At 72.5% G+C, this 11676-nt stretch carries 7 protein-coding genes; 2 read left to right on the plus strand and 5 right to left on the minus strand.

All coding sequences use genetic code 11. The features are described 5' to 3' along the window. Positions 1-16: 16 nt before the first annotated feature. Together glgA and H0E82_RS04670 are read right to left on the minus strand one after the other, a co-directional pair. Positions 17-1567, minus strand: a complete 1551-nt coding sequence (gene glgA / locus H0E82_RS04665; RefSeq protein WP_235974169.1) for a glycogen synthase GlgA — start codon at positions 1565-1567, stop codon at positions 17-19. A 452-nt stretch (positions 1568-2019) separates the two neighbouring features. After that, complete coding sequence (locus tag H0E82_RS04670; RefSeq protein ID WP_180544275.1) at positions 2020-2175, minus strand: cysteine hydrolase family protein; 156 nt, start codon at positions 2173-2175, stop codon at positions 2020-2022. 194 nt (positions 2176-2369) lie between these two features. Here H0E82_RS04670 and H0E82_RS04675 point away from each other — a divergent pair, with 194 nt between their 5' ends. Next, complete coding sequence (locus H0E82_RS04675; protein WP_180544276.1) at positions 2370-2900, plus strand: hypothetical protein; 531 nt, start codon at positions 2370-2372, stop codon at positions 2898-2900. 49 nt (positions 2901-2949) lie between these two features. Here the strand turns inward: H0E82_RS04675 and H0E82_RS04680 are convergent, their stop codons facing one another. Continuing rightward, entirely contained in the window at positions 2950-5307 is a 2358-nt protein-coding gene (locus tag H0E82_RS04680; RefSeq protein ID WP_180544277.1) for a Tex family protein, read from the minus strand. Between the two features lie 178 nt (positions 5308-5485). Beyond that, positions 5486-5860, minus strand: coding sequence for a putative signal transducing protein (locus H0E82_RS04685; RefSeq protein WP_180544278.1), 375 nt, complete (start codon positions 5858-5860; stop codon positions 5486-5488). A 78-nt stretch (positions 5861-5938) separates the two neighbouring features. Between H0E82_RS04685 and H0E82_RS04690 the strand changes: the two genes are divergently transcribed. Then, entirely contained in the window at positions 5939-7267 is a 1329-nt protein-coding gene (locus H0E82_RS04690; RefSeq protein WP_180544279.1) for a sialidase family protein, read from the plus strand. 464 nt (positions 7268-7731) lie between these two features. On the opposite strand, the gene H0E82_RS04695 is transcribed toward H0E82_RS04690, so the two are convergent. Next, entirely contained in the window at positions 7732-11676 is a 3945-nt protein-coding gene (locus H0E82_RS04695) for a translocation/assembly module TamB domain-containing protein (RefSeq protein WP_180544280.1), read from the minus strand.

Consider the following 11676-nt stretch of genomic DNA (forward strand, 5'->3'; position numbering starts at 1 on the left):
TCCATGGCGTCGGGGGTCAGGCTGCGCGGGCTGTGCGCGAGTAGAGGTCGGCGTAGCGCTGGCCGGCGTGTTCCCATCCCGACGGCGTCAGCATCGCGGCGCGGCGCATCGCCGACATCAACCCCGGCAGGCGCCAGGTGCGGAACGCACGGCCGACGCAGCGGCGCAGCGCATCCGCCGAGGGCTCGGCGAACAGGAAGCCGGTCACGCCGTCGTCGACGGTGTCGATCAGGCCGCCCGTCGCATGCGCGATCGGCAGGCTGCCGAAGCGCTGCGCGTACATCTGGCTCAGGCCGCAGGGTTCGAAGCGCGACGGCATCAGCAGGAAATCGGAGCCGGCGTAGACCCGCCGCGCCATGCTTTCCTCGAACCCGATCATCGCCGCGACATGTGCCGGATAACGGGCACACAGGGCGCGGATCGAATCCTCGATCGCGCGTTCCCCCTCACCCACGAACACGATCTGGCCGCCGGCGGCCGTGATCTGCGGCGCCACGTCGACCACCAGGTCGAGGCCCTTCTGGTGGACCAGGCGCGACACCACCGCGAACAGCGGGCCGCGCGACAAGGGCAGATGGAACGCGCGGCGCACGTGCTCGGCGTTGAGGTTCTTGCCCTGCCACTGGTTCACGCTGAAGTGGACCTGCAGGTGAAGATCCGTCCGCGGGTCGTAGCTGGCGTCGATGCCGTTGAGGATGCCGCTCAGGCGGCCCGCTGCGGCGCGGCGCGCGAGCAGCTCGTCGAGGCCGCAGCCGAGCTCCGGGCCGGTGATCTGGCGCGCGTAGCTCACGCTCACGGTGTTCACCTGGTCGGCATAGACGATGCCGGCCTGCAGGAAGGACAGGCGCCCGTAGAAGTCCACCGCATCCAGCGCCGCCTCCGGCACGCCCAGCGCCGGCGCCATCGCGCGCGGGAAGAGGCCCTGGTAGGCGAGGTTGTGGATGGTCAGCAGGCTCGGCACCGCCGTGCCCGCCCAGCGCAGATACCCGGCTGCCAGCGCACACGGCCAGTCGTTGAGATGCAGGAGCTGGGGGGTCCAGTCGAGCCCCGCGCGGCCCGCGGCGATCTCGGCGGCGGCGAAGGACAGCGTCGCGAAGCGGATCGCGTTGTCGTCCCATTCGGTGCCGTCCACCGAGACATAGGGCGAGCCTTCGCGGGCGAAGAGCGCCGGATTGAGCAGCACGTAGACGGGCAGTCCGTCGTGCTGGTGGGTGAGCGCGATCTCGCAGGCGGGCAGTCCGGCGTGGGCGGCGATCCGGCCGACGACGGTCAGTTGCTCGACGCGGGCGAGAACGGCTGCGTAGCCGGGGATCAGCACGCGCACGTCGTGCCGGCGCCGCAGCGCGCGCGGAAGCGCGGCCGCCACCTCGCCCAGGCCACCGGCCTTGATAAAGTCGCTCATCTCCGAGGTGACGAACAGCGAGCGATGGGCGTCCGCGGAGAACGGCGTGGCGTGCGAGCGCCGCTTGAAGCGGCCGCTCGCGTCGCGCGGGATCGGGGGGGTCTGGCGGCGGGGGCTCGCGCCGGTCGCATGACGTCTGCGGCCTGCGCCTTCGGGGGAGGGCATGCGGTCGATCCAGCGGGTTGATTCGGCTGTCGTGGGGGACAGGACCAGGGCGGGGACCACCACACCTTCCCGTGCGCCTGTGACAACTATCCGCACGGTCCTATCAAACACCCGTGAATACGCTGTTCGCGGTCCAGGGGGGCAACGGGAAAACCTTGCCGGGGTCGCACCTGGCCGACGGGTCCTGCGGGGATGAGGCCCCCGGGCGTGCGTCTCGCCCCGCCTGTTGCGGACCGCGCGCAGCGTCCCGAACGGAGCCGGAAGCGCCGTCACCGCAGGGCCGGTCCACCCTCGGCGGGCCTGCCGGGACAGGGCGTGCGCGGACGCCTGCACGGGGATCCCGCAGGCGCGCAACCCCGACAGCGCGTGGGCCCGGCGTGTCGGTGTGCCCCTGGCCGCGCAGTCGGAGACCACGCAGACCTCGGGATCGCGGATGCGCGCGTCCAGCGCGTTCACGAGGACGCAGCCTCGGTCGAGACGCCGGTCGGCAGCCCCCGTCCCACGCGCTCGCGGGCGAGGATGGATTCCAACGGGGTCCGGTGGAAGGCCGAATGCCGCGGCTTGAGGGCGTGGAGATCGTCGGGCTGCGGCAGGACCGCCTCGAGCACCGTGCGTCGGACGACTGCTGCGCCTGCTGGACCAGCCCCCGGACGTCGCTGCACCAGTCGGCGAAGTTGTCGTTGGCACAGATGCCCGGCCCGCCGGTCGCCTTCAGCCGGCGCTTGAGCCGGCGATCCGCGAATCCCCCCCGGCGGCCGTGCATCGGGCCGCGGCACCCCGCGGAAACGCGAGGGTGCCGACCATGTCGATCACCGGCAACGCGGTCCGGTCACCAAGCGCGGCGTGCCGCGCGGGAGGCGCCGTCGAACGGGCGCGGACCGTGCCGGTGCGCGGCGGGCCGCGGGGCCGCCGCGCGTCGACGCCATCTGGCCTGGAGGGGCCCGCGCGCTCGCTGGTCGGGGGATGGCTGTTCGGCGCCGGCACAGCAGCGCGCGCATCGAGCGCCTGCGAATGCGCCGGGCGCGACGATGCGCGACCGGGAAACCCGCGCAACGTGCCGCGCGATCTCGGTTCCCGGGCAATGCGCGCGCGCCATCGGCCCCGCGCGCCCGACATCCACTCGGCGGACCAGCGCCGCACGCATGCGGCGCCGTCGGGTCACCTGCACGATCGGCAGCCGGGTATGCACGTGACGGATTCCGCGCATGCCGCCGTCCCGCGCGCCCCGTGCATCGGCCCCGGCGTCATCGCCCGCGGGGCGGCATCCTGCGGGCGGGTCGCCACGCCGGACACGGGCGGGCCGCGCATGACGGGCCGGCGCCGCCCGCCGTAGCCGCGCATGTGCCGTCCGCGGCCACGGCCACGGCAAACGCGCGACGCGCTCAGCGCCCGCGGGCGCGGGCGAAGGCGTCTGCCAGGGCGTTGTTCGCAGGCGGCGCGCCGGTAGCGGGTCTGTTGCCGGAGGGCGACCGCGGACGACCGTCGTGTGGGCGCGTGGACGGTCGGCCCGCATCGCGCGCGGGCGGACGCGTATCGCGCCCCGGCGCATCGCCGGGGACATCGTCGAGCCTGCAGGTGAGCGCGATGCGCTTGCGCGGCACGTCCACCTCCAGGACCTTCACCTTGACGATGTCGCCGGCCTTCACCACGTCGCGCGGATCCTTGACGAAGCGATCGGAGAGCGCGGAGATGTGCACCAGGCCGTCCTGATGCACGCCGATGTCGACGAATGCGCCGAAGGCGGCCACATTGCTGACCACCCCTTCCAGGACCATGCCGGGCTCGAGGTCCTTGATCTCCTCGACCCCGTCGGCGAAGCGCGCCGCCTTGAATTCCGGACGCGGGTCGCGGCCCGGCTTTTCCAGTTCCCTGAGGATGTCGCGCACGGTGGGCAAGCCGAAGCGCTCGTCGGTGAACTGGTCCGCCTTCAGCGCCCGCACGAAGGCGCCATCGCCGATCACCTGGCGCACGTCGCGGCCACTGGCGCGGGCGATGCGCTCCACCACCGGATAGGCCTCGGGATGCACCGAGGAGGCATCGAGCGGTTCGTCGCCGTCGGCGATGCGCAGGAAGCCCGCACACTGCTCGAACGTCTTCTCGCCCAGGCGCGGCACCTTGAGCAGGTCACGGCGGCGCCGGAACGGGCCGTTCGCGTCGCGGTGGAGGACGATGTTCTCGGCCACGCTCGGCGACAGGCCCGCCACCCGCGACAGCAGCGCGCCGGACGCGGTGTTGACGTGCACGCCGACCGCGTTGACGCAATCCTCCACCCGGGCATCGAGCGCGCGCGCGAGCCGGTACTGGTCCACGTCGTGCTGGTACTGGCCCACACCGATCGCCTTGGGCTCGATCTTGACGAGTTCGGCCAGTGGATCCTGCAGGCGCCGGGCGATCGACACCGCGCCGCGCAGCGAGACATCCAGGCCGGGAAACTCCCGCGCCGCGGTTTCGGACGCGGAGTACACCGACGCCCCCGCCTCGCTGACCACGATCTTCTGGATCGCCTGCTGCGGCAGCAGCTTCAGCAGATCGCCGGCCAGGCGGTCGGTCTCGCGCGACGCGGTGCCGTTGCCGATCGCGATCAGCTGCACCCCGTGCGCGATGCACAGCATGCGCAGGGTCTGCAGCGACTGGTCCCACTGCCGGCGCGGCTCGTGCGGATAGATGGTCTCGGTCGCCACCAGCTTGCCGGTCGCGTCGACCACGGCCACCTTGCAGCCGGTGCGGATGCCCGGGTCGAGGCCGAGCACGACCTTCGGGCCGGCCGGTGCCGCCAGCAGCAGGTCCTCGAGATTGTCGCCGAACACCGCGATCGCCTCGCCCTCGGCCTTCTCGCGCGCCTTGCCGAACAGGTCGATCATCAGGTGCAGATGGATCTTGGCGCGCCATGCCAGGCGGCAGGCGTTGAGCAGCCAGGCGTCGGCCGGGCGCGATTGCGCCGCGATGCCCGCATGCCGGGCGATGCGGGCCTCGGCATAGGCGTTGCCCTGTTCGGGATCGCTGCCGGGCTCCAGGTCCAGCGTGAGGAACTCCTCGCGGCGCCCACGCATCAGGGCCAGCAGACGGTGTGAGGGAATCCGCGCCAGCGGCTCGGCGTGATCGAAGTAATCGCGGAACTTCTCGCCGGCCGCCTCCTTGCCTTCGACCACGCGTGCGCGGATCACGCCGGTGGCCTCCAGCCAATCGCGCAGTTCGCCCAGCAGGGCCGCGTCCTCGCCCCAGCGCTCCATCAGGATCGCGCGCGCGCCTTCCAGCGCGGCCTTTACGTCGGCGACGCCCTTGTCGGCATCGACGAACCCTGCGGCGAAGGTCTCGGGCACGTGCGCGGGATCGGCCAGCAGGCCGTCGGCCAGCGGTTCCAGCCCGGCTTCGCGCGCGATCTGCGCCCGCGTGCGCCGCTTCTGCTTGTACGGCAGGTACAGGTCCTCGAGTCGCGCCTTGCTGTCGGCCGCGCCGATGTCGGCGCGCAGCGCGTCGCTCAGCTTGCCCTGCTCCTCGATGCTCGACAGGATCGCCGCGCGCCGGTCCTCGAGCTCGCGCAGATAGACCAGTCGCGTCTCCAGCGTCCGCAGCTGCGTGTCGTCGAGACCGCCGGTCACTTCCTTGCGATAGCGCGCGATGAACGGCACGGTCGCGCCCTCGTCGAGCAGGGCGATCGCGGCCACCGCCTGCGCGGGCTGCGCGCCGATCTCCTCCGCGATGGTGGCGGCGATCCGGCGGGCGAGCGGGGTCTCGGTCATGCGGGGGCACTTCGTGGCGACGGGCCGGCGATTGTGGCCAGCGCAGCGGTGCCTGGGAACCCGTTGACATCCGCCGTGCGGTGCGGCGCACAGCGGACGGCCCGACGTCGCCGGAAGGCCGGCACCCGGGAAGATGACGGCGTGCACGGATCGGAACGCGCGCAGCCCGGCGCAGATCTCAGGTGGACGTGTCGCCCGTGCCGCTGCGCCGTCGTCGCCACGGCACGGGCAGCGACAGCACCACCAGCGCGATCCACGCCAGCCTGCTGGACAGGCTCTCGCGGTCGACCGGCGTCGCGGAGACGGACGCCGCGTCGTCCTCGGACGGCAACGCGAACTCGCCGGCGTCGAGGCGACGCAGGACATCGCGCGCACGTTCGGCCTGCGCGGCCGCCACATGAAGCTTCACCCCGCCGATGGCCAGCCGCCATTCCCAGTTCGCCAGTGCGGTGTGGGTATCGCCCACGTGCACCGCGATGCCCTCGGCCTGCAGCAGGCCGCCGGCGATCTGGGCCTCGAGCGGATCGGTGTAGCGGGCGACGATGACCTGCATGCGACGTTCGGACACACGGGACTGACCAGGCGACAGGGTACCCTTGCCGCCCGTCCGCAGGTCCTGCCCCGTGCCGCCATGCCGATCCGGTTTTCCGCTCCGAAACATCGACTGCCTGCCCTCGCAGCGCTCGCGCTGACCTTGGCCGCATGCGCAGGCGGCAACGATGCCGCGCCGGATGGCGCTGCCGGCACGTCCGGTCCACCGCCGGCGGTGGACGCACCGAGTGAACGCATCGAATGGGCCTTGCCCGAGACCGGCCCCGGTTCGTCCGCGCCCGATCTGGCCGCCTCCTCCGACGGGCACCTGGTGCTGAGCTGGACCAACTCGCGCGCGGGCCGGCGCCACGTGTTCCAGTTCTCGCGCTTCGATCCGGCCGCCCAGGCCTGGCGCACGGCGCCGACCACGATCGCGATCGGCAACCGCATGTTCGTCAACTGGGCCGACACGCCGCACGTGATGCCGACGGCCGACGGCGCGCTCTGGGCGCACTGGCTGCAGCGCAACGGCGAGGGCCGCTACGCCTACGACGTGGTCCTCGCCCGCTCGCGCGACGGCGGTGCCAACTGGGGCGCGCCGGTGGTGCCGCACGACGACGGCACGCAGACCGAACACGGATTCGTCTCGATGTGGCCCCAGGGCGACGGGATCGGGATCGCCTGGCTGGACGGGCGCAACACCACGGGTGCCAGCCACGAGGGGCACGAGGGCGTCGAGGGCCATGCGGGCAGCGGCCGGCCGATGACCCTGCGCGCGGCGCGTTTCGATGCCGCGATGCGCCGCATCGACGAACATGAGATCGACGCCAGCGTCTGCGATTGCTGCCATACGGCTGCGGCCGTGACCACGCGTGGCCCGGTGGTCGTATACCGCGGCCGGACCGACGGCGAAGTACGCGACATCCTCGTCACGCGCTTCGAGGGCAGCGCCTGGACACCCCCACGCGCGGTCCACGCCGACGCCTGGGTGATGCCGGCCTGTCCGGTCAACGGCCCCTCGGTCGCGGCGCGCGGCGACACGGTGCTGGTGGGCTGGTACACCGCGCCTGGGGACGAATCGCGGGTGCGCCTCGCCCGCAGCGACGACGCCGGCGACAGCTTCTCGGCCCCCGTCGAACTCGACGCCGGCAGCGAGGTACAGGGTCGTATCGCCGTCGCACTCGACGACACCCAGGCCTGGGCCGTGTGGCTGCGCGAGGATGCCGACGGCGCGCAGGCGCTGTGGCTCTCGAGGCGCAGCGCCGACCTCGCCACCGAACACGAGCGCGTCGAGCTCGCCCGACTCCAGGGCCGCGGCCGCGCGACCGGCTTCCCGCAACTCCAGGTCGTCGGCCGCAACGCCTACGTGGTCTGGATCGATGTCGTCGATGGCGCGCCGCAGCTGCGGGGGATGCGGCTGCAGCGTTGATCGAACGCATCGCGATCGCCGTGGGTCGCCATGGCCGCTGTATCCAAGCCTGTTGTTCAGAGCGCCGCTGACGGCTAGGACCAGAGGCGGGTTTGGTCGGTGCCAGGCTCATCGTGTGCGTGTGCTGTTCGGAGAAGGCCCGATCGACGGGCGAGCGCGCGAGTTCCAGCAGTGCGGTACGCATCGCATTCGGATCTGCATTGCGTGCGGCATCGAGCGGTGCGGGTACACAGCCGAGGTGCGGTCGTGATGCTGCATTCGACGTCTACGGGCAGGCGCTACCCACCGCAGCCTCCCGGCTCGTGCTGGGATGGCCACACCAGGCGTCACGCATACTCGTTCGCGACGATTCCCTTCGTGCGACAGCGTGTCCGGTGATGCACGCTGCCGAGGCGGTGGGCACCGTGAATCTCGCGACATCGCATCGCGATGCGACTCACGCCGCAGAAGCGACGCCCATCGACCTAGCGCTCGTGCCGCCAGTTCAACGAGCCGCGGTTCTCGATCGTGCTCGACTCGATCTCCAGGTCGAAGCCCGCGCGCAGCAGGTACTTGAGCGTCAGCACCTGACCGGTGCCGAGCAGCGAGACGCCGAAGCCCACGTACAGGCGCGGCGAGAGTTGCTTGCCGAAGCCAAGCACGCTGCCGCCGAGCGCGCGCGAGTCGTTGATGCCGGCATCGTCGAGACCGATGCGGCTGCCGAGCTGCGAGGCGACGAGGTTGCCGCCGGCGTTGAGCGCGGCCGCGGCGGCGTCGATCTGCTGGCCTTCGGTGCTCGACAGGCTCGACGCCGAACGGCCCAGCACCAGGTAGGACAGGGCCTGGGAATCGTCGCCGGCAGGATTGCTCCATACGTTCACCTGGGGCGCCGACGCGCGCCCGGTGACATCGATGCCCGCGGTCACGTCCTCGGCATCGATGCGCCGCTCGGCGCGCACGTCGAGCAGGGGATCCGATACCGGGCCGTTGGAAAACACCAGGTTGCCGCGGGTGATGCGCAGATCCTGCCCGTAGGCGCGATAGCGGCCGGCGACTTCGAGCCGGCCGTAGCCGGTCATCTCGCGGCCGGGAATCGCGCGCACACGCAGCGTGCCGCCGAGACTGCCGTCGAAGCCGAAGCCGCGCAGCACGACGTCGTCGCCCATGGTCAGCGCGAGATCGAGTTCGAGCGGCGACGCGGCGGTGGTGTCCGGATCCACCGGATCGAGGACCACGACATCGGGCGACGTCGACACGCCCTCGCTGAGCCGCTCCAGGTCCATCAGCGCGCTGGGCACCACGACGGTGCCGCTCACGTTCAGGGGCTGGCGCGCCGCGTAGCGCACGGTGATGTCGGGGCTCGCGACCACACGCAGGTCGCTTGTGTCGGACACCAGCACGTTCTCGCCACGCACGTTGAGCACGAGCGGTGTCGCATCTCCGCTCCAGCCGAGGGTGCCGGCGATTCCGAGACGGCCGCCGCCGGAGCGCACGCTGCCGTCGATCCGCGCGGTGCCGTCGGGCAGCGCATCGAGTGCGATCGTGCCGTCCTCGAGCGCGATCGCGAGCGCCGGGAGTTCCGTGGAGAAGTCCGCCAGGCGGGCCTGGCCGCCGATCGTCGGCTGTGCACGGGTGCCGCCCAGGGTGATGTCGGCGGTGAGGCGGCCGGTGGGCTCGACGATATCCGGCGAGAACAGTTCGACGAAGGTCAGGTCCTCGATCCGCGCCACCAGCGAGCCGGACAACGGCGAGTAGGCGTCCCATCCCGTTCCGAGCTGAGCGTTGATCCGGCCGGCGTCGTCGAGCGTCGTGGCCAGCGTGACGTCGATGCGGTTGCCGTCGAATTCGGCGTCGAGGCGCAGGTCCTCGTAACTCACCACCTCGTTGCGCGCGCGCTCCGACGTCCGCACGCCGCCGCTGGCCGAACGCACGCTGGCGCTGCCGGCGAACCCGTTGCCCACCGGACGTACATCGGCGTCGATCGCGATCTCGCCGCGCATCACGAACGGGCGGCCGCCGTCCTGTTCCGGCAGGAAAGGCGTCACCAGGGCCAGGGGCAGGCCGGTGCCGGTCACGACCGCGCCCTGCCGGGGCCAGTCCGCCCGCGCGCACAGCGCCCCACCGCCGCTCGACGCGAAGCAGCTTTCCTCGAGGGTGTAGCGCGCATCGGCCACGCTGAACCGCGCCGGCGCCTGTAGCGCCCAGCTTGCGCCGGTGGCGGGTGCCACGCGCAGGCTCGCCAGCGCACCCTGCCAAGTGGCGTTGCGCCGCTCGGCCGTGCCGGCCAGCGCGATGCTGCCGATCGCACCTCGCGCATCCGCGTCCAGCTCCAGCGATTCGACGGCGCCGCGCGCGGCCACGCGCAGCGAGTCGAGCGCGACCCCGGCCTGCACACCGCTGGCGGTGACATCGAGCGCGCCGCTGCCCTGGCGCCAGGGCAGGCGACCGCTGATACGCGCGCTGTCGGCGGCGTAATCCCCGAACCGCAGCGCGCTCGCGGTCAGATCGGCGGCGATGTCCGGCGCATCGCGGGGGCCCGTCATGCGCAGCGTGCCGCGCAGGCTGCCGCCACCCTGCGGCAGGAAATCGGCCAGCTGCAACGGCGCCAGCCGCGCGTCGACATCGAGCGCTGCGCTGATCGAGGCCCGTGCATCGATCCGGCTGTCGCCCAGCGACAACGCCGCCTCGGCCTCGTAATCGGTGCGGCCTGTCTCGCCGGCATCGGCCGCAGGTCCGTGCATGGCGAAGCTGGCGCGACCGTCCACACGGCGCCCGCGCAGCGTGCCGCCGAGGTCGGTCGCGGTGACCGCGATCTCCAGGCCGCCGTCGTCGCGGGTGGCACCCGTGCTGGCCAGCGTGCCACGCACCGCACCGCGCCAGTCACGGGCGAAGTAGCCGGGATCGAAACCCGCGAGCGTGGCGTCGAGATTCCATTCGAGCGCCGGTGCCCAGGCGATTTCTCCCGTCGCATCCAGCGTGCCGGTGGGCATGGTCACGCGCGCTGTCTGCAGGCGCAGGCGCTCGCCGGTGCCGCGGCCATCGAGTTCCAGCGTCGCGCGCAGTGCATCGCGGGTCACGGCGCCGGTGCCGACGACCGCCCACGCGGCGGTGCTGCCGGCGATGCCGAGGTCGGCGTCGGCGCTGATCGGCGCTGCAGGCTCGGCGGCATCGGGGTTCGCGCCCAGCTGCAGGCCGCGCGCATTGGCCGCCACGCGAAAACGCACGTCGCCGGGTTCGGCGACATCGACGTGGCCGCGCGCGGTGATCCGCCCGTCCAGGACGTCCACCACCATGGGGCGCAAGTCGAGGCGCTGGTTCTCGAGCGAGACCTGCGACGGCTGCAGCACGATGCGCATCGGATCGGCATCCGGCTCGCCCAGGCGTACCTCGCCCTGCAGCGATGCCGTGCCGCCGGTGCCGTCCGCGCGCAACTCGAACGCGAGCGGCGTGCCCGGCTCGCCGCTGCCGGCCAGCAGCGCGGGGTCGAGCCGCGTGGTCGACGCGCGCAGCGCCCAGTCGGGTTGCTCGCGCCCGCGCAGGGTCAGCACGGCGCGCAGCGGCGCCGGCGCATGCCCCACGACCGCGAGGTCGAGCCGTGCCAGATCGCCGCGGGCGACCAGCCCGATGCGCGGGCGCGTGCGCCCCGCCGGCGCAGGCATCAGCGCGCTCGCGGTCAGGTCCATGCGGTAGTCGTCGTCGGGTGCGTACACGCCGTGGGCGGTGAAGACACCGCGGTCGCTGTCGACGGTGACGTTCGCCAGATGCAACTCGCCCTGCTGCGCATCCAGTCCACCGCGCAGGCTGCGGATGTCGATGACGGGCGTACCCTCGCGCTCCACCCGGAAACCGTCGACGCGGATGGTGTCGGCCTGCAGCGACAGCGGCAGGTCGATCCGCGGCAGCGAGTCGGGCCAGCGCGGCAGTTCGAACGGGGTCTCCACCGGCGGCGGCAGGGCCAGGACCGCGTTGTCGACGTCCAGCACGTCCAGGCGCAGGCGGCGTCCGACCAGGGGCATCAGCGCCGGGTCGATGGTGACCCGGGCGGCGGTGAACACCAGCACCCGCGGCGCGTCGCAGTTGCCGTAGGCGACGGGTTGCTCGTTGACGTCCGGGCAGCTGCGCTGCACGTAGCGGACGTCGTGCATCGTCAGCGGCCCGGAGGCGGGCCCCTCGGCCGACCGCCAGGTCAGCTCGGTGCCGGCCGGCAGCCGGCCGGCAATCTGCCCGAGCAGGAAATCGCGGCCACCGAACGTGGTCAGGAGCCACCACGCGACCACGACGACCAGCAGCATCAGTGCCGCGATGCCGATCGCGCTGCGCAGCGCGAGCTTGCGCGCGCGGGCGCGGCGGCGGGCACGCAGTTCGGCGATCCTCGCTTCGCGCTCTTCGGGCGTCAGGTCGCTGGGGAGGCGATGGCGGTGGAAGGCCAT

Source organism: Luteimonas deserti (genome assembly GCF_013425765.1).
Lineage (GTDB): Bacteria > Pseudomonadota > Gammaproteobacteria > Xanthomonadales > Xanthomonadaceae > Luteimonas > Luteimonas deserti.